Source organism: Nitratidesulfovibrio sp., from assembly GCF_040373385.1.
GTDB lineage: Bacteria > Desulfobacterota > Desulfovibrionia > Desulfovibrionales > Desulfovibrionaceae > Cupidesulfovibrio.
On record NZ_JBDXXH010000003.1, the window covers coordinates 293,712 to 312,187 of the forward strand.

The 18,476-nt window shown below is 68.5% G+C and carries 14 protein-coding genes; 6 read left to right on the forward strand and 8 right to left on the reverse strand.

From position 1 onward, the window contains the following. Positions 1-10: 10 nt before the first annotated feature. Positions 11-550, reverse strand: a complete 540-nt coding sequence (locus ABWO17_RS07110) for a rhodanese-like domain-containing protein (protein ID WP_353117031.1) — start codon at positions 548-550, stop codon at positions 11-13. A gap of 264 nt (positions 551-814) precedes the next feature. Here ABWO17_RS07110 and ilvN point away from each other — a divergent pair, with 264 nt between their 5' ends. From ilvN to ABWO17_RS07130, 4 genes are all read left to right on the forward strand, one after another. After that, complete coding sequence (gene ilvN, locus ABWO17_RS07115) at positions 815-1,297, forward strand: acetolactate synthase small subunit (RefSeq protein ID WP_035068250.1); 483 nt, start codon at positions 815-817, stop codon at positions 1,295-1,297. Between the two features lie 390 nt (positions 1,298-1,687). Beyond that, positions 1,688-2,662 carry a phosphate acyltransferase gene (locus tag ABWO17_RS07120; RefSeq protein WP_353117033.1) on the forward strand — a complete coding sequence of 325 codons (975 nt, stop codon included), beginning with the start codon at positions 1,688-1,690 and terminating at the stop codon, positions 2,660-2,662. An 86-nt stretch (positions 2,663-2,748) separates the two neighbouring features. Beyond that, the gene (gene buk / locus ABWO17_RS07125) at positions 2,749-3,981 is read left to right on the forward strand and encodes a butyrate kinase (protein ID WP_353117485.1); all 1,233 of its coding nucleotides are present in this window, start codon (positions 2,749-2,751) and stop codon (positions 3,979-3,981) included. 301 nt (positions 3,982-4,282) lie between these two features. Beyond that, positions 4,283-4,843, forward strand: coding sequence for a TetR/AcrR family transcriptional regulator (locus tag ABWO17_RS07130; protein WP_353117035.1), 561 nt, complete (start codon positions 4,283-4,285; stop codon positions 4,841-4,843). A gap of 208 nt (positions 4,844-5,051) precedes the next feature. Here the strand turns inward: ABWO17_RS07130 and ABWO17_RS07135 are convergent, their stop codons facing one another. The 6 genes from ABWO17_RS07135 to ABWO17_RS07160 form a co-directional block, all read right to left on the reverse strand. Beyond that, positions 5,052-6,725, reverse strand: a complete 1,674-nt coding sequence (locus ABWO17_RS07135; RefSeq protein ID WP_353117037.1) for a DUF4139 domain-containing protein — start codon at positions 6,723-6,725, stop codon at positions 5,052-5,054. A gap of 346 nt (positions 6,726-7,071) precedes the next feature. Then, the gene (locus ABWO17_RS07140; RefSeq protein ID WP_353117039.1) at positions 7,072-7,461 is read right to left on the reverse strand and encodes a cupin domain-containing protein; all 390 of its coding nucleotides are present in this window, start codon (positions 7,459-7,461) and stop codon (positions 7,072-7,074) included. A 161-nt stretch (positions 7,462-7,622) separates the two neighbouring features. Continuing rightward, complete coding sequence (locus tag ABWO17_RS07145) at positions 7,623-10,046, reverse strand: penicillin-binding protein 1A (protein ID WP_353117041.1); 2,424 nt, start codon at positions 10,044-10,046, stop codon at positions 7,623-7,625. A gap of 11 nt (positions 10,047-10,057) precedes the next feature. Further along, positions 10,058-10,897 carry a YkgJ family cysteine cluster protein gene (locus tag ABWO17_RS07150; RefSeq protein WP_353117043.1) on the reverse strand — a complete coding sequence of 280 codons (840 nt, stop codon included), beginning with the start codon at positions 10,895-10,897 and terminating at the stop codon, positions 10,058-10,060. 1 nt (position 10,898) lies between these two features. Further along, positions 10,899-12,668 (reverse strand): ArnT family glycosyltransferase, encoded by a 1,770-nt coding sequence (locus ABWO17_RS07155; protein WP_353117045.1) that lies wholly within the window; start codon positions 12,666-12,668, stop codon positions 10,899-10,901. A gap of 359 nt (positions 12,669-13,027) precedes the next feature. After that, complete coding sequence (locus ABWO17_RS07160; RefSeq protein ID WP_353117047.1) at positions 13,028-14,548, reverse strand: aldehyde dehydrogenase family protein; 1,521 nt, start codon at positions 14,546-14,548, stop codon at positions 13,028-13,030. Between the two features lie 466 nt (positions 14,549-15,014). Between ABWO17_RS07160 and ABWO17_RS07165 the strand changes: the two genes are divergently transcribed. Continuing rightward, positions 15,015-16,406 (forward strand): NAD(P)/FAD-dependent oxidoreductase, encoded by a 1,392-nt coding sequence (locus ABWO17_RS07165; protein WP_353117049.1) that lies wholly within the window; start codon positions 15,015-15,017, stop codon positions 16,404-16,406. A 306-nt stretch (positions 16,407-16,712) separates the two neighbouring features. After that, positions 16,713-16,940, forward strand: a complete 228-nt coding sequence (locus tag ABWO17_RS07170) for a hypothetical protein (protein ID WP_015946262.1) — start codon at positions 16,713-16,715, stop codon at positions 16,938-16,940. A 184-nt stretch (positions 16,941-17,124) separates the two neighbouring features. Here the strand turns inward: ABWO17_RS07170 and ABWO17_RS07175 are convergent, their stop codons facing one another. After that, complete coding sequence (locus ABWO17_RS07175; protein ID WP_353117051.1) at positions 17,125-17,994, reverse strand: hypothetical protein; 870 nt, start codon at positions 17,992-17,994, stop codon at positions 17,125-17,127. Positions 17,995-18,476: the final 482 nt, after the last annotated feature.

Consider the following 18,476-nt stretch of genomic DNA (forward strand, 5'->3'; position numbering starts at 1 on the left):
TCCGCGCCATTCACGGCGTGTCCAGTGGCAGGCCCGCCGCGTTCCAGGCCAGCGTGCCGCCGTCCATGTGCAGGACCGATGTGAAGCCGAGTTCGCGGAATGTCTCCAGCGCCTTGCTGCTGCGATTGCCCGAGCGGCAGTAGACGAGATAGGTGCGGTTGCGGTTCAGCGAGCGTACCCTGTCGCGGAATTCCGGCGAGGCAAGGTCGATGTTCCGCGCACCCGCAAGGTGCCCCCCGGCGAATTCTCCGGGGGTGCGCACGTCCAGCACCATGAAGGCGTCGTCGTTCCGGCGCTGTTCGATGACGGCGGCGGCTTCCTGCGGCGTCACGTCGCGCCAGCCGGTAGCCTGCCCGGCGTTCTGTTGGCCAGCCCTGACGATGTCGGGCGCAACCCGCGGCAGCATGGCCTGCAACGAGTACGCCCCCACGCACAGGGCGGCCAGCCACAGCAGCATGGTGCGCAGCGTGGTGCGCTTGCGGGCGTAGGGGATGCGGGCGTGTTCCGCGCGCGGGCTGAATTCTTCGTCGGGTTCGGGACGGTAGGTCATCGGCGGTTCCTGTTGCGGGCGTTGCGGGCGGGCGCGATCCAGCGCCCCGGGCCATGGAGCGGCCCGGTCCCCGGGACCCCCCGGCCCCGGGCACCCATAGATAGGCCCCGGCAGACCGGCTGGCAACCGTGACGACCTGCGGCCTCCGTCCCGGCCGTGCCCCCTCGTGCCGTCGGTCACGCGTTGCCAATATCCGGTCAAGCCGTTGCGTGAAGCGCCACGGCCGCGCTATGCTCCTCTCCATCGACACACGGGAGTGCCGCCATGAAACATACATTGTCCGTGCTGGTGAAAAACAGGGCCGGGGCCGTGGCAGAAGCCACCGACGTCTTCCGGCGCCGGGGCATCAGCTTTCGTTCCATATCCTGCGCCGAGACCGAGGATTTCGACGTTTCCCGCCTCGTGCTGACCGTGGAGGACCACGAGGCCGAGCTGGAATCCATCGCCGATGAACTGCGCGCCCAGGACGTGGTGGCCACGGTCGAGGACCTTTCGCGCCGCGACTTCGTGGACCGCGAGCTGGTGCTGGTGAAGGTGGACGTGACCCGCGAGACCACCACCCAGATCATGCAGGTGTGCGAGGTGTTCCGCGCCAGCGTCATCGGCATGGGGCAGGAAACCATGACCGTGGAAATGACCGGCGACACCCAGAAGGTGGACGGCTTCATCCGCATGCTGCGCCCGTTCGGCATCCGCAGTTTGGCGAGGACGGGCGTGGTTGCCATGAAGCGCGGCGACGACGACTGATGCCCTTGGCCTTTTGCCCGTGGGCGGCGTCAAACCGCCGCCTCGCTTCGGTCACGTACCAAAGAGTACGCTCCCATCGCGGAAACGCCGCCTTCCTTGTGCTCCGGCAAACTTGCCACCCCTGCATGAAGAGACTTTCGATGCGTACGCTCCCTTGCGCGGCAGCGTTTTTTCTTGCCTGCGGGGCAAAATTCCTGCGGGCATCGCGCAGAGGCGGCGATTTTGTCGGATCACTGCGTCAGCCGTCGTTTCCGCTCCGGTCACGCACCAAAGAGTACGCTTCGGCAAACGTGCACCCCTGCATGATGAAATGTTCCAACCGTCACCTCACTCGCGGCCTCGGTTTCCCTTTCCCGTTCACGATGTCCATCTCCAGCGGAGCATGCCGGTTTGACCACTGAAGCAAAGATTTGCCAAGGCCCGCACACGGGCGGACAGGGGCCGCGCGGTCTCGACGAACTGGTGGCGCGCGTGGCTGCCTGCGGGGCGCGTCCGCGCATCGCGCTGGCCGCCTGTGCCGAGGCCCACGCCCTGGGCGCGTTGCTGGACGCCATGGAACGGGGTATCGCCCAGCCCCTGCTGGTGGGCGACATGGACCAGACCATGCGCATCGCGGCGGAGCTCTCGCGCGACATTTCCGGCATCGCCGCCGTGCACGCCCCCGACCCGCGCGATGCCGTGCAGTGCGCCGTGGACATGGTGCGGCGCGGCGAGGCCGAGGTGCTCATGAAGGGCCTTGTGAACACCGACGTGCTGCTGCGCCGGGTGCTCAACCGCGCCACCGGCCTGCCGCCCAAGGGCGTGCTGAGCCACGTGGCCGTGTTCGAGCTGCCCGCGCCGGGCGGCACCACGCGTCTGGCCATGATGACCGACGCCGCCGTGAACATCCGCCCCAATTTGCAGCGCAAGCTGGAAATCGTGCACAACGCCGTGGCCGTGGCCCGCGCGCTGGGCATTGCCCGGCCCCGCGTGGCCATGCTGGCCGCCACCGAAAAGGTCATCCTGCCCGCCATGCCCGCCACGCTGGATGCCCAGATCGTGGCCCGCATGGCCGATCAGGGCGAATTCGGCGAGGCGGACGTGGCCGGTCCCATGGCGCTGGACATCGCCATCTCGCCCGACGCCGCAGCCCGCAAGGGCGTGGACCATCCCGTGGCCGGGTGCGCCGACATCCTCGTGGCGCCGGACATCGAGAGCGGCAACATCCTGTACAAGTCGCTGACCACCCTGGCCCACGCGGACATGGCCAGCACCATGGCGGGCAGTTCCGCGCCGCTGGTGGTCACCTCGCGCGGGGACAGCGAACGGTCCAAGTTCTGTTCCATCGCGCTGGCGGGGTACCTGGCCCTGTCCGCCAGAAACTAGGCAACCGTCCCGTTTCGGTTTTTTCCGGCGGCCCTGCTTTCGGGCTGCCGCATCCGCATGCCACAGCCTTTCGAGAGGATACCCATCTGAGTTCCCCGTCTTCACCCACCGCCAGCCAGCCCGGCGAACGCATTCTGGCCATCAACCCCGGTTCCACCTCCACCAAGGTGGCCCTGTACGAGGGCGAGACCGAGGTATTTTCCGAAACCGTGGAACACCCGCGCGACGAGCTTGCTGCGTTTCCCACGGTAATTGCCCAGTACGCCTACCGCCGCGCCGCCGTGGACGCGCTGCTGGCCGAGCACGGCATGGCCGACATGCCCCTGGCCGCCGTGGCTGGTCGCGGCGGGCTGCTGCCGCCCATGCCCGGCGGCGCGTGGCGCATTACCCCGGCCATGCTGGAAACGCTGGCGCAGGCCCGCCATGGCGAGCACCCCTGCAATCTGGGCGCACCGCTGGCCCACGACTACGCCGCCCGCTGGGGCGTGGCCGCGTTCATCGTGGACCCGCCCGTTACCGACGAGATGGACGAGGTGGCCCGCATTTCCGGCCTGCCCGCCCTGCCGCGCCGCAGCGTGTTCCATGCCCTCAGCCAGCGCTCCGCCGCGCGGCGGGCCGCCACGTTGCTGGGCGTTGATTATGCGGCCAACCGCTGGCTGGTGGCGCACATGGGGGGCGGCATTTCCGTGGCGGCGCACCGCTGCGGGCGCATCGTGGATGTCATCAACGCCCTGGACGGCGACGGCCCCATCGCGCCGGAGCGCACGGGGCGCCTGCCCTCGCTGGGCGTGCTGTCGCTGGTGCAGGACGGCACCTACACCTTCGAGCAACTGCGGCGCATCATTCTGCGCGAAGGCGGCATGTGGGCCCACTGCGGCACCAACGACCTGCGCGTGCTGGAGCGGCGCATGGACGGTACGTCCTGCTGCGATAAGGACGGGACGTCCTGCTGCGATCAGGACGGTACGCCCGATGCTGGCGGCACCCCGCCCGACGCCCACGCCGCGCTGGTGTTCGAGGCCGTGGCCTACACCATCGCCAAGGAGGTCGTCTCGCTGGCGCCCGCCTTGCTGGATGGCGGCAGCGGCACCGGTTGCGGCGAACCCATAACGGGTGACGCAGCCTGCCCGCCCCGCATCGCCGGGGTGGTGCTGACCGGCGGCATGGCCCGCAGCGTTCGGCTGACGGAACGGCTGCGCCAGCGGCTGGAATGGCTGGCCCCGGTGGTGGTGCTGCCCGAGGTGGAAGAAATGCACGCCCTGGCATCGGGCGTGCTGCGGGTGCTGCGCGGCCAGGAGTTGCCCGGCGAATACGCCTGACGCGGCAGACAGGCCAGACAGGCCAGACAGGGCCGGAACAGGGGGCAGCCTGCGGCCTGCTGCGTCGTGCGCCGACGGGCACGGCGGACCTTGTCATGCCGTACCCGCGCACCATGGCGACACCCGGCCTGATGCATTGCGGACCGGTCGCCACGGGCGGGTCTCTGGCATGCGAATCCGACGCCGCGCAAATTCCCGTGCTTGACGCCACCTGCGGGAACGTGTCTATGGTGTGCTGCGCAACGCGCGTTCCGCCCCTTTCGCTTCCCTTGCGGCGGACGCATCCAGAAAAGAGGCACGCATGGCATCCTCCAAGGACCTGATACTGGAAAACGCACGCACCCTGTTTGCCGCCAACGGCTTCAAGGGTACCACCATCGCGCAGATCGCCAAGACGTCCAACGTCACGGACGCGGCCATCTACCGGCACTACCGTTCCAAGCAGGAAGTGTTCGACGTCATCGTCGATACCTATCTGGAAGAGTACCGCAAGCTGATGGCGGCCATCAAGGAACGGCAGAAGAGCGGCTATTGCCTGCTGGAAACGCTGATCCTCGACCACTGCGAATTCGTCGAAACGCGCCTGACCGACACCCGGGTGCTGCTGAATACCTACACCACCATTCCCAGCGCCCGCGCGGTGATGGATGCGTTGTCCACCAGCCTGTTCCAGACCGTGGAGGCATGCCTGATACGGGGCATCCGCGACGGTACGGTGCGCGACGACATCGACGTGCCGGAAACGGCGCGCATCGTGGGCATCCTGCTGCTGGGGCTGAACCGCCGCCGCATCTTCTGGCCGGAAACGCCCGACCTTGCGCGCGGGGTGGTGGCCTTCTGCCAGCGCAGCATCAAGAGCTGACCGGATAGTGTGCGGTCGGGCTGCGGCCCGTGGCCGTACACACCGCGCATGCCGCGTTGGTCCCCATCTCCCTCCGATTCCTGCTTGCGACAAACGAAACGGCCCGTCCATCCGGACGGGCCGTTGTCATTTTTCGGGCTGCCAGTGCCGGTGGCTGGTGCCGACGGGGCGATCAGCCCCGGCGAAACGGCGGAGTTGGAAGCCGTGCCTACCTGCCGTCATCCAGCCGCATGTCTGCGGGGGCCGTGGCCCGCACCGAGTGTCGGATGGTGGCGGTGGTGCGCGGGGCAACGTCCAGATTCCACACCAGACGGTGGTTTTCCGTGGCGGGCTTGGGGTCGGATTCCACGTTCAGCGAGATGCCCGTGTCGCGCGGCTGGGGTTCCGGATCTTCTACGCGCACGGACACCGCAGTGGCGCGCCGGTTGGCCACCTCGATGGTCCAGGCCCAGGTGCGGGTCTGCTGCTTGTTTACCAGCCCTTCGCGCCCGCTCTTGCGTTCGTCCAGCCGCATGGTGGCGGACACCATGGGATCGCTGCCGAAAAAGATGTCGGCCTTGTCCTCGGCCAGGCTGAACGAGGCGCTGCCCACGCTGGCCCCGTCGGCCACGTACAGCGCTTCTCCCATGGGGTAGTGGCGGGGTTCGGGCAGGGTGACGGAAGCGGTAAGGAAGGCGCGCGGGTCCGCCGCCGGACGCACCGTATGCCGGAAGGTGGCGGGCCACTGTTCGCTGCGCAGGGCCACTCGGGCGGTGCCGCCTGCGGGCAGGGTGCGCGGGCCAAGGTCCCACACCTCGTAGGTGGCCTTTTCGTCCACCGGTGGGGAGGGGGGCGCAGCATCGGCGCGCAGGGCCACGGCTTCGGCGGCCACGGGTGCGGCCTTCATGGCCATGGGCATGGGCGTCACGCCCAGAACGGGCCGCAATTGCCAGTCGCGCAGGGGCGGCGGTTGCAGGGCCGTGCCCGGTTCCACCGTGGCCACGGACAGGCGCACGCCGTTCCAGTCCACGGAGCCGCCCTGACGCAGTTCCGCCTCGAAGGTGAAGCCCACGCTGCCCTTGTCCGGAAAGGCCTCCAGCCGGTAGGCGGGGTGCCAGCCGGCGTCGCGCAGGGTGTAGGCATAGGACACCGCCAGGGGGCCGCGCGCCGGGCTTGCCAGCAGTACCGTGGCCACCGGTGCCGTGCGCGCCGCGCCGCCCGCGTCGTTCAATTCCTGTTGCAGCCTGTCGATGCGCGCGGCCAGCGCGGCGTCCTTGTCGCGCAGGTCGGGCAGGGTGGCGTTCAGTTCCGCCAGCCGCCGGGCCATCTGGGCGTCCAGCCGTTCCAGGTCGGCGGTGGGGGCGTTGGTGACCGGGGGCTTGGACCACAGGGCCATGCGTGCCTCGGTGGCGGCGATGGACCCGGCCACGGACGCGGCCTCGCGGCGCAGCCCGGCCAGTTCCGTGCGCAGGCGCGCCACGCGTGGGGACTCGGATGCGTCGGCTTCACGAACGCTTACCGATGCCACCCCGTTGCCGGGTATGGTCACGGACAGGGTGGCCGGGTCCGCCCCGGCGGGCAGGGCAAGCCGGAATGCCTGGCCGCCGCCGGGGGCGGCCTCCACGGACACGCGCTCCTCCACCATGACCCGCGCGGAACGGGGGTAGAGCACCACGGACGTGGGCGCGGCGGGAAGCGGGTCGGCTGTGTTGGCCGAGGGAGCGGACACCGAGGATTGCGCGGGCAAGGCCGGAGTGCTCTGGGGCTGCGGGGCGGCCTGCACGCCAAGCGGGGCCAGCAGCAGCGTGGCGGCCAGGGTGGCCGACGCAATGCCGCATGCGGGGAACGAAAGGAAGGGCACGGATGGTCGGCGCAGGGCGCCGTTGGTGGTGAAGATACGCATGCCTGCCCTATAGCATGGTTCGTTTGGCAGGGCGAGTGGGCAGGGCGGTATGTGCTGCCGGGATGCGGCGTGGCCGGTGCCGCACAGTGCGGCCGATCCACCTGATTCGCCCGATTCGGCCAATCCGCCCGATCCGCCCGATCCGCATGATCCGCCTGATTCGCCTGATCCGCCTGAGCCGGGAGGTAGCACCGGGGATGCGAACTGGCCTGCGGCAAGTGTCCGATCGCCTGCCGGAAGGGTGGGGGTGACAGGACGCGAACCCGCCGGGAATCGCCTTCGCCTGCGGCAAGTTGTCGATGCGCGCCGTGCCGTTGCCGTCTGCGGCAGGCATGGCGCCTGCGCGTTACCCGGCGGCGGGGTCCAGCAGGTCGGTGTCGTCGTGGGCGTAGGGCGGGGCGCAGCAGCACAGCACCAGCAGCGGCGCATCCCCCGTGTTGGCGATGCGGTGCGGAGTGCCGGGGGCGATATGCACGGTGTCGCCCGGCCCCACGGCAAAGGTGGCATCGCCAAGCGTCATCAGTCCCTGCCCGGCGGTGACGTGGTACAGTTCCTCGCTGCGGGGATGGCGGTGCAGCAGGGTGACGCAGCCGGGGGGCACTTCCGCCTCGGCCAGCGACTGGTTGCGGTTGCCATGCACGGCGGGGTGCATCAGCTCGCGGATGATGGACCCGTCGCGGGTGACGTAGGGGGCGGCATCCGCGCGGGCGGTGACGGTGGGGACGGGCTTGGTCATGGTGGCTCCGGGCAATGTCCGTGTCGGGTTGATGCGTCCTTGCGCACTGCGTCATGGCGCGCGCGTTGGCCTTGCGCAGCATAAGCAAAGCGCCCCGGCCCACGGTCCTCGAAAGTCCTCATGGAGCCGGGGCGCATGCATCCGGTCGTGTTCCTGTCTGCCTAGTAGAGCTGCTTCAGCAGGTCTTCCGCGCTCTTGGTGTCGTCGTCACCCCGGTGCACCGGGTCGCCCGCCGTGGAGGTGGGCTGGGTGCCCAACTGGAACGGCAGCAGGTAGCTGGTCTCGGAACCCGGACCGGCGATCTGCCCGGTCTTGCCGTCCACGCGCACCATGACGATGCCGGGCGGCATGGGGAAGTCGTCCGGCGGGTACTGCGGCTCCACCACCTTGCGGTAGTCCACGAACACGGGCAGCGCGGCGCGCCCGCCGGTTTCGAACTTGCCCATGGGCGCCACCTGGTCGAAGCCCACGTACACCACGCTGACCAGGTGCGGGGTGTAGCCGATGAACCAGGCATCGCGTTCGTCGTTGGAGGTGCCGGTCTTGCCCGCCAGGGGCTTGCCCAGCACCTTGGCCTTGGTGGCCGTGCCGTCCTGCACCACTTCCTTCATCAGGGTGGCCATGATGAAGGCGTTTTGCGGGCTCAGCACCTCGCGGACATCGGGTCTGGATTCGAACAGCGTCTCGCCCCAGGCGTCCTTGATGGAATGGATGAACCTGCGCTTGGCCACGCGCCCTTCGGCGGCAAAGGCGGTGTACGCCTCGGCCATGTTGATGGGCGAAACCGCCACTGCCCCAAGGCTGACGGAAAGCTCGTTGGGGAACGGCCCTTCCAGCCCCAGCGCCGTGGCCCGCTCGATGACGGCGGGGATGCCGATCTTCTGGGCCACGCGGATGGTGCACAGGTTGCGCGACTTGGCCAGCGCGGTGCGCAGCAGGGTGGGGCCGTAGAACACGCCCTCGAAGTTCTCCGGCCGCCAGATCTTGTCGGTGTACTCGTTCAGGTACACGAAGGGCGCGTCCAGCACCACCGACCCGGCAGTGAAGCCGTGGTCCATGGCGGCGGAGTACACGATGGGCTTGAACGACGAGCCGGGCTGGCGCCTGGCCTGGATGGCCCGGTTGAACTGGCTGTCGCTGAAGCTGTAGCCGCCCACCAGGGCCAGCACGTCGCCGGTGTCCGGCTCTATGGACACCACGGCGCCCTGCACGTCGGGGTACTGTTCCAGCGAAAGCTGGATCACCCCGGCCTGCGAGACCAGCGAAGGGTTGTAGCTGGCGGACTTGCCGTCGGCCCCCAGGGCGGAAACCCACACCACGTCGCCCACTTCCAGCACCTTCTTGGCGTCCTTGACGGCGGGCACGTGTTCGGGGGCGTAGCGGATATCCGGGGTGCGGCACCAGGCCATGGACTTCACGTCGATGAAGCCCCGGTAGCCGCCCAGGCGCACTTCCGCGCCCTGCGGCACCACCTTGGTCACCAGCGCCCGAACCCACGCGCCGTCGGCCAGCGCGGCGGGGGTGAAGTTTTCGTGCTTCAGGAAGGCGTCGTATTCGGCGGGCTTCAGCCGTTGCAGCGGGCCGCGCCAGCCGTGGCGGTGCGAGGCGTCGTCCAGCCCGGTGCGCAGGGCCTTTTCCGCCGCGGCCTGGTGCACCGGCTCCATGCTGGTGCGCACGTGCAGGCCCAGTTCGTAGATGGCGTCCTCGCCGTAGCGGTCCACCTTCAGGCCCAGGCGCTTTACGTTGGCCTCGCTGAAGAAATCGATGAGCTGGCGGCGCACCTCTTCAAGGTACCACGCGCCCTCGCGCCAGCCGCTGTCGTCCATGGACCGGTACACCAGGGGCTGGGCCACGGCCTCGTCGTATTCGGCGCGGTTGATCCAGCCGAGCTCCAGCATGCGGTGCAGCACGTACATCTGGCGCTGCCTGGTGGCGTCCGGGTCGCGGAAGGGGTTGTACTTCGAGGGGGCCTGCGGCAGGCCGCCGATCACCGCCGCCTCGGCCAGCGACAGTTCGTTGACGTGCTTGCCGAAGTAGGTGCGCGCAGCCGCCTCCACCCCGTAGGCACCGCCGCCAAGGTAGATCTGGTTCAGGTAGATGGTGAGGATTTCGTCCTTGCTCAGGTATTTTTCCAGCCTGTAGGCAAGGATGGCTTCCTTTATCTTGCGCTCGTAGCTTTTTTCCGAGGTCAGCAGCAGGCGCTTGACGATCTGCTGGGTGATGGTGCTGCCGCCCTGCTTGATGGACCCCGCCTGCATGTTCTTGATGAACGCGCGAAAGATGGCGATGGGGTCGATGCCCTCGTGCCGGTAGAAGCCGTCGTCCTCGGCGGCCAGAAAGGCCTGGGGCACGCGGGGCGACATCTTTTCCAGCGGCGCGAGAAAGCGCTTTTCACGGTAGAAATATCCCATCACGCTGCCGTCGCGGGCATACACGGTGGTGACGAGGGGAGGACGGTAGTCGGCAATGCGGGTGAAGCTGGGCAGGTCGTGCGAGGCCCAGATGACCAGCATGGCGGCAAGCCCGGCCGCGGCGGCAATGCCAAGCGCGCCGACGATGCCGAGGGTGAGCAGCAGTTTTTTCATGGGGGTGCGCGTTACAACGTTTCCGGCCCGTCGTCCAGAGCGCCCGGTTTGCCGGGCCGGGGTGGCCTGCGGCGACCGCGCGGCGCGGTGCGGGGATCGGGAATGGGCTGGGGTTTGGGCAGGGGGGCCGCGTCACGCGTTCCGTGGGGTGGCGGGGCGGCGGGGGCATCGGTGTCATTGGATGGGGGGGCTGCCGGGTCTGCCGGGGCCGCGAAGGGCAACCCGGCCTCGAAGGGGTCCAGCGGGGCCAGCCCCCAGGCCAGGCGCATGCGCCCGAACAGCAGGCGGACATCCTTTTCCGTCAGGTGCACGGCGGCCAGCACGCTGGCCAGGGTGCGCCCTTCACGCACGACCACGCAGTGGTCCGGGGTGAACAGGGTGATGCGCTCGCCGCGCATCCACAGGGGGAACAGGCGACAGTACCAGGGCCGCACCTCGCGCGGGAGGCGGCAGCCTTCCGCGCCCAGAAAGGCGCAGTCGCCCCGCCGGTCCACGGCCAGGCGCAGGTGTTCGCCGTGCAGGGGGAACAGGGCTTCCACGGCGGCTTCCTCGCCGGGGAACAGGCGCTTCATGCCGTCCACGAAGGGGCGGGTGTTGCGCTCGGTGGCAAATCCGCCCACATGGTCGCACCATTCCACGATGCGCTCCCATTCCGAGCGGGACAGGGGGAAGCAGAATTCTTCCTCGCCGGGGGTGGTGGAGCAGCACGTGGGCCCTTGCGCCGCACAGCGGGCGCAGGCCGAGGGATCGGGCGCGGGCGCGTCGCGTTTGGCATGGGGACGGGCATGGGGCCGCGCGCAGGGCGTGCCCGATGTCTTGTGGGTGCGGGGGGTGCGGGGTGCGCGTGCCATGTCAGTAGGCTCCGGAGCCGGAGTTGGGCCATGTGCCGTTGAAGCCGCGCAGCACCACCACCCAGAACGGGCGACCCGGCTTGCCCCGGTGGGTGGACTGGTAGTGGGTGACCTGCACGGAGTCGAACATGTCCTCGAGCTGACGGGGCATGTTCGGCCCGTCGCGGCGCACGAACACGGCATCCCAGCCCACCTTGTCGGCGGGCGACGGCCAGATGTCGTACTGGCTCATGCGGCGACCGAAGTCGGCGCAGTAGGTCACCGGCTGACCGGGGGCGTAGAACGCCAGCGAGGCGGTCATGTCGTAGGCGTCGGAAAAGAAGAACACCCGGTCCGGGTCGGGCAGTTGCCGACGCACCTCGTCGAGGTGTTCGCCAAGGTCGGCCCAGCCCTTCAGGCGGGTGGCGGGGTTGTACTGCGGCGGCAGGGGCAGCGCGTCCTGCGCGTGCACCAGGCCGAAGGTCAGCACCCCCAGCACCGCCCATACGGGCACCAGCCTGCGCCATACGGTGGTGCGCGTGCCCCCCGGGGACAGGGCGGCATCGCGGCGGCGGGCGGCCACAAGGTCTGCAAGGGCGCACGCGGCCAGCATGATGCCCGCAACATAGCTCATGGCGGGCCAGTTGGGATAGATGCGGGTGTGCAGGCTCCACAGGGTCATGCCGCCCCACAGGGGCCAGAATCCGGCGGCCAGCAGGATGTCGCGGCGCAGCCGGTCCGGACCGCAGCAGGCGCCGGAGGGCGCGCCGGGGCCAGAGGGCATGTTGCGGCCCCGCGTCTGTCCGGAACAGGCGGTGCGCAGGGCGCGCCAGCCACCCGCCAGCATCAGGCCCAGCCACCACGGGGTGATGATGCCCGCCTGCGCGCCCAGATGTTCGGGCATCCGTTCCGGCGTCAGGAAGGTTCTGGCGGCCTTGCCCGCCACCCCGGCCAGGGTGGCCACGTGGCGGAAGCTGACCCAGTCGTTGGCGATGTTCCAGGCCAGGATGGGCAGCATGCCCACGGCGGAACCGGCCAGCATCACCAGCAGCACCCGCGCGGCCACGCCGCGCGCCAGCAGGGCGTGGCGGGACAGCCCCCACAGCCACAGCACGGCCACGCCCGCCATGGCCAGCATCATGTACTTGGCCAGCACGCCAAGGGCCATGCAGGCGAACAGCAGCGCGTAGGGCATGCGGCGGCGCGGTTCCTGCGATATCCAGTGCAGGCAGAACAGCGCGCCTGCCCAGCACAGCAGCAGGGGGCTGTCGGTGGTCATCAGTATGCCGGATGCCATGAACAGCGGGGTGGCGTTGGCCACGAACAGGGTCAGCACGCCCAGCGCGGGTGCGCGGAACAGCCGGGCAACGCCGAGGTACAGCAGGGTCTGGGCCAGCGCGGCATTGACCACCGCGCCCATGCGCACGCCGGTTTCCGTGTCGCCCAGCAGGGCCGTCCAGCCGTGGATGAGCCAGGCGATGAGCGGCCCCTTGGAATAGTAGGACAGCTGCAACCTGCGCGACCAGTCCCAGTACTGCGATTCGTCCTGCACCAGGTCGAGCTGGCCGGACATCACGAACCACAGGCGCACCAGCGTGGTGACGGCGATGATCACGCCCGCGCACAGGGCGGGGTTGCGTTCCCAGATGGGGGCCGGGGGCAGGCCGGGCAGCGTGGTCATGCCGGACGGCGTGGGGGCGGCACTGGCGCGCGGGGCATGCGCGCCGTGGCTGCCGGTGCCGGTGGCACTGGCGGAAGGGCGGAATTCGGGCCGGTGTATGGATGCGGACATGCGCGCGAAAATGACCTGTGGGGATAATGATGATGAAAGGCGGCAGAAGCGGGTGGTGCCGCGTGCCGGGGAGCGTGGCCGGTGCACGCCTACTGGGGTGCACCGCATCTTGGCGCGGGCCTTTCGGGCACCAACAGCTCCGGATCGGTGCCGCTGGGAATGTAGCCTCTCGGAGTGGGGGTGTCCAGAAGGGCGGCATGCGACGGTGGCGGCCAGCACGGGGGAAAGGCCGGACGGAGTGCCCGGCTGGTGACCCCTTGGGGGGTATTCACCGTGAGTGCCCGGCATGCGGACGGGCAGGGCAAAACCATGGGGCGGCGGACCGTGTGTTGCGGAAATCCGCCGCCCCAAGGGGGGAGTTACTTGTACAGCCGCTTGAGCAGCTTCAGCTTCAGGTCCGAGCCGGGGGCGAAGCGCAGGGGGATATCGAAGAAATTGGATCCCACGGCTGCCGCGCGCGGGGCCGAGAAGGTTGCCAGCCCGGCGGGGCCGGCCATGGCGCCGTGCCCGGTTTCGCCAACGCCACCCTGCGGCAGGCGCGGGTTGGCCAGGTGGGTGGCCGCGTCGTTGATCAGCACGGCCCCGGCGCGGGTGGATTCCATCAGCCGTTCGCCGCGCGCGTGGGCGGTGGTGAAGGCGTACAGCGCGGTGAGCGCGGGCAGCCCGGCCAGGAAGGTCGTGGCCTCGTCCAGCCGGGTGTAGGGGCGTACCACCAGCACGGGGCCGAAGCCTTCCTCGCGCAGTGCCGGGCTGTCGTCGGGCACGTCGGTAATCAGGGTGGGCGGCACGTACAGGGATGCCCTGTCAGGTTGATTGGAGGCATCGCCGGGGCCGAAGGGCAGGGCGCGCCCGGCGGCCAGCCGTTCCGCCTGGCGCACGAACCCGGCGGCGGAAACCATGCGGCCAAAGTCCGCGCTGGTGCGCGGCTGCGGGCCGAAGGCGCGTTCCAGTTCGGCGCGCAGCGCGTCCAGGACGCGGTCCAGCACGGTGCGTTGCACCAGCAGCATGTCGGGCGCGGCGCGCACCTGACCGGCGTGCAGGAACTTGGCCCACACGATGCGCCGGGCGGCCATGGCCATGTCCGCATCGCCGTGCACCAGCGCGGCGGACGGGCCGCCGGTGATAGCGGCATACGGGGTAAGCGTGGGGGCTGCCAGCGCGGCGATGGTCCGCGCGCCGCGCGTGTCGCCGTCGTACCACACGAAGTCGGGCGCGGTGGCCAGCAGGGCCTCGTCCGTTTCCGCGCCGCCGCTGACCACGGCCACATGCTCCGGCTCGAAGTACTGGCGCACCAGCCGGGTCATTATTTCCGCCGTGGCCGGGGCTTCCGCCGAGGGGCGCAGCACCACGGCGTTGCCCGCGCCGAGGGCGTCGGCCAGGGGCACCAGCAGGCTGCGGAACGGATCGGCCCAGTGGGCGTAGGCCACCACCCGGCCCAGTGGCTGGTGACGCACGTAGCTGCGCGCCTTGAACTGACCCAGCGACGATAGCACCCGCCGCCCGCCGCAGAAGCCGGGCACGGCCTTGATCAGCCAGTCGATCTCGTGCAGCACGGGCACCACCTCGCGCACCAGAAAGGGGTGCTCCGGGCGGCCATAGTCGGCGCGGATGGCATCGGCCAGGCGATCGCGGTAGCCCTGCACGCCTTCGCGCAGGCGGCGCAGGGCGTCCACCCGCGCACCGGAGGGCAGCGCCGCGCCAGAGGCGATGAACGCCTTCTGGCGGGCGGCCAGCGCGGCCATGTCCTCACCGATGACGGAAGGACCGGTGGACGAAGTTGTGGGGGCGGCATCGGCTGGGGTGGATGAACCGAATGCGGAGGAAGACGCGGCGGATGGAATGGAGCCGTGGGCGGCGGGCTGGGCGGAGAATTGGGTCATGGCGCACTCCTTGGCGGACGTTCCGGCGCGGGGCAATGCGCCCCGCCCGATACGCAGGGTTCGGGGGACGGCTGGCGGCTGGCCGGGGCGCGGGGCGCGCGATGGGGCATGAAGCGCCGGAAATGCCCGCCTGTCTGGTCTGGTGCAGGCCGAAAAAGTGGCGCGCTCCCGGTATGGTCCGCCATTGTGTACTGATAACGCATCGCGCGTCGCCGCGCCAGTGGGGGCGGCGGGGAAACACGGTCCACGACACACCTCCGTCTTGACAGCTTGCCTCTTGCGGTGCAGGGTAAACTGGCCTTCGTGCGGCCCGGCGTCTGGAAACAGTGCTGACGGGGCCGGTCACCGCGGGCGCACGCGACATCGCTTGCGCCCCTTCGGCGTGCCCGTGGCACGGCGCGACGCAGGTGCCCCTTTCCCCATGCCGTGCGGATGCCGCAATGATCCGTCAGGGAGAGTTCTCACCATGTCAAAGGGTTCCAATCAGTTCGACGTCATCGTCGTGGGCGGCGGCCCGGCAGGGCTGTTCGCCGCGTACCACCTTGCCGAGCATTCCGGCCTGCGTACCTGCCTCATCGAACGCGGGCAGGACGTGCGCAAGCGCAGCTGCCCCATCAACAAGACGCAGAAGTGTCTGAAGTGCAAGCCGTGCCACATCCTGTCCGGCATGGGCGGCGGCGGCCTGTTCTCGGACGGCAAGCTCAACTTCATCCACAAGCTGGGCAAGACCGACCTTACCCAATTCATGCCCCGTTCCGAGGCAGAGGTGCTGATCAACGAAACGGAGACCATCTTCAACCGTTTCGGCATGGACGGCCCGGTCTACCCCTCGGACATGGAGGCGGCCAAGGCCATCCGCAAGCAGGCCAAGAAGCACGGCATCGACCTTTTGCTCATCAAGCAGAAACACCTTGGCAGCGATTGCCTGCCCGACCATATCGACGCCATGTGCGCGCACATTCGCGACAAGGGCGTGGATATCCGCACCGGTGAAGAAGTGCGCACCCTTACCGTGGAAAACGGCACGGTGCGCGGCCTTGTCACCGACAAGGGCGAATATGCGTGCAAGGCGGTCATCATCGCCCCCGGCCGCGTGGGCGCGGACTGGGTGGGCGAACTGGCGCGCGGGCACGGCCTGGCCGTGAGCCAGCGCGGCATAGAGGTGGGCGTGCGCGTGGAAGTGCACAAGGACATCATGTCGGACATCACCAACGTGATCTACGACCCCACCTTCTTCGTGCAGACCGACAAGTACGACGACCAGACCCGCACCTTCTGCACCAACCCGGAAGGGTTCATCGCGCTGGAGAACTACCAGGACTTCGTGTGCGTGAACGGCCACGCCTACCGCCACCGCAAGTCGGAGAACACCAACTTCGCCTTCCTGTCCAAGGTGGTGCTGACCGACCCGGTGTCCGACAACCAGGGCTACGGCACCGCCATCGGGCGGCTGGCCACCATCATCGGCGGCGGCAAGCCCATCCTGCAACGCTTCGGCGATCTGCGGCGGGGCCGCCGGTCCACGTGGAACCGCATCAACAAGGGCTACATAGAACCCACCATGACCAACGTGGTGCCCGGCGACATCGCCATGGCCCTGCCGGAGCGCATCGTGACCAACCTGGTGGAGGGGCTGGAGCAGCTGAACAACGTCATGCCCGGCATCGCCAACGAGGAAACGCTGCTCTACGCGCCGGAGATCAAGTTCTTCGCCACCCAGGTGGAGACGGACAACCATCTGGAAACCTCGCTCAAGGGGCTGTTCGTGGCGGGCGACGGGCCGGGGGTTGCGGGCAACATCGTGTCCGCCGCGGCCACCGGGCTGATCCCGGCCAAGGCCATCATCGAACGGCTGTAGCCGGGCCGCGTGCCGTTTTTCCCGGATATCGGGGGGCGGCGACGACAGGTATGCAATGAACGGGGCGCCTTGCGGGGTGCCCCGTTTTTTTGTGTGCGTGGGGGGGGGATCCGGGTCGGTTGGGTGACGGGTTGCGCCCGCCTTCGGCGGGCGATGGCAGGGTGCCGTGGGGCAGGACGACAGGCGGCAGGAGGGCAGGCGGCAGGGCGGGAAGAAGGGCACCCCGCCTGCCTTGAACATCGCCGTTCCGGTCTTATGGTATGGGACGAGACGCCAACCGCGCCCAGCGCGAGGGAGGTGATACGCATGTTCACCGGCATAGCACGCGTGCCACGGCACGTATGGGACAGCGACCCGGTCGTTCGGGATGACTTCGAACGGTTGATCGAACGGCTGGAAGGGCTGGCCCTGGATGTGGGCCTGGACCCTGACCGCAACATCTGCCTTACCGACAACAAGGAGGATGTGCGGGTGGGGATAAGCGAGGAAATGGACATGTATCTGCGCGAGGAACCCGGCACCTGGCGCATGTAGCAGGCACGGCGCGTCGGCCTGAAGGGGCCGGAGGGGATGCATCCCGGCGGTTTTTGGCCGGGCAGCAGCCGGAAGCGACGCGTGAACGGAATACTGAAGGGGCGCTCCGCCTGTGGCGGAACGCCCCTTTTTCATGGTGTGCGTGATGTGGCTGGTGCGCGGTGTCCGCCCGGTGCGTGCCCGGCTACGAGCAGGACGAGGAAACCGAGCTTGGCGGAAACACCCGGATGGCCCAGGTCAGCGCCAGCGCGAACAGGGCCGAGACGATGCCCACGGCGGCATCCCAGAACGGCGGCGCGCCAAGGGCAATGCGCATGAGCAGGGTGGCGATGACGTAGCCGGAGTTGCGGAACACCGCGTGGAACGAGGGCATGAAGGTCTGTGCCACCAGCACCATCAGGATGTCGGCAAAGATGAGCACCGTGTAGATGGTCTCGAAGAAGTCGAACGACTGGCCGGTGGTGGCGAACATCCAGCCGTCCCACAGGGCGATGCCGATGAATGCCAGAAACAGGCCGAGCGCCAGGATCTTCTTGGCCATGACGTAATGCATGCGGTCCATGGCCGAAGTGATGTACCCCTGCGGCCGCTGCACCTTGTAGTACAGGCCCAGGCACAAAAAGATCACCAGCGCGGCGCTGGCCGATACGATGATGTGCAGCACGGGCTGAAAGTCGAGCGAAAGGGTGATGGGCTCGTGCATGTGCGAAAGCTCTTTGAAGGAGTTTCGCAGCAGGATCAGCGCGAGAATCTCGAACTGTTTGCCCACCGAGCGAGACAGCGAACAGGACAGCACGAGGATCAGGCTCATCACTTCCAGCACCAGCAGCATGGTGAAGGCGAAGTTGACGGCCTGGAAATGGTTGGAGGGAACGAAGCGGGTCAGCTCTATCGGCAGCCCGGCCAGCAGGCCGTGCCGGTTCAGTTCAATGGCGATGATGCCGCCGATGAACGCGAAGATGAGCGCAAGCGCCACCCGGCGCTGGGTGCGCGGGTGTTCCCAGTAATGGTCCAGCAGGTCGAAAAGATTGGTGAGTGGTTCGAGGCGGAACATGGTCGTGCCCGGGCGCTGGGGCCTGATGGATGGTTTGGGGTCTTGCGCGGCCACGCGGAGTGCGAGCCGCGTGCGCATGTGACCAGTAGCATCCGCCTATAACAGAGAATAATGACAAACAGAAAGGGATTTGCCTGAATTTTCCGAACCGTCGGTTGGTCCGCCCCGGCATTGCCGTATGGGCTAGGGACCAGGTTCACCGGCAAATCCCTTTCATCGGGAAGTGTTCCGTCGGCATTATTCCGTTGCATCCTCCGCCGGGGTTTTTCTGCGGCTGCCAGGGGAGCACCCGCGAGCCCTTGCCATGTATGTCTGGGAAGCGGGGGCCTTCCCTGACGTGTACCTGACATGCATGACCTTTCCCTTGCCCTAGAAATAAGGCCGCGTGGGGGGCCGTCAAGCGCGGCGGGCGGGGGCTGACGTTATTTTGTGAGGGGGAAGGGGGGGAGTGGAAGGCGGCTGAACGGATTGCGGCGCGAGGT

Bases quoted from the DNA above. Each gene is read 5' to 3' on its own strand.
- ABWO17_RS07140 (WP_353117039.1), bottom strand. From the start codon at position 7,461: ATGACCAAGCCCGTCCCCACCGTCACCGCCCGCGCGGATGCCGCCCCC.
- ABWO17_RS07170 (WP_015946262.1), top strand. From the start codon at position 16,713: ATGTTCACCGGCATAGCACGCGTGCCACGGCACGTATGGGACAGCGAC.
- ABWO17_RS07135 (WP_353117037.1), bottom strand. From the start codon at position 6,725: ATGCGTATCTTCACCACCAACGGCGCCCTGCGCCGACCATCCGTGCCC.
- ABWO17_RS07130 (WP_353117035.1), top strand. From the start codon at position 4,283: ATGGCATCCTCCAAGGACCTGATACTGGAAAACGCACGCACCCTGTTT.
- ABWO17_RS07155 (WP_353117045.1), bottom strand. From the start codon at position 12,668: ATGTCCGCATCCATACACCGGCCCGAATTCCGCCCTTCCGCCAGTGCC.
- ABWO17_RS07110 (WP_353117031.1), bottom strand. From the start codon at position 550: ATGACCTACCGTCCCGAACCCGACGAAGAATTCAGCCCGCGCGCGGAA.
- ABWO17_RS07150 (WP_353117043.1), bottom strand. From the start codon at position 10,897: ATGGCACGCGCACCCCGCACCCCCCGCACCCACAAGACATCGGGCACG.
- ABWO17_RS07165 (WP_353117049.1), top strand. From the start codon at position 15,015: ATGTCAAAGGGTTCCAATCAGTTCGACGTCATCGTCGTGGGCGGCGGC.
- ABWO17_RS07175 (WP_353117051.1), bottom strand. From the start codon at position 17,994: ATGTTCCGCCTCGAACCACTCACCAATCTTTTCGACCTGCTGGACCAT.
- ABWO17_RS07160 (WP_353117047.1), bottom strand. From the start codon at position 14,548: ATGACCCAATTCTCCGCCCAGCCCGCCGCCCACGGCTCCATTCCATCC.
- ABWO17_RS07145 (WP_353117041.1), bottom strand. From the start codon at position 10,046: ATGAAAAAACTGCTGCTCACCCTCGGCATCGTCGGCGCGCTTGGCATT.
- ilvN (WP_035068250.1), top strand. From the start codon at position 815: ATGAAACATACATTGTCCGTGCTGGTGAAAAACAGGGCCGGGGCCGTG.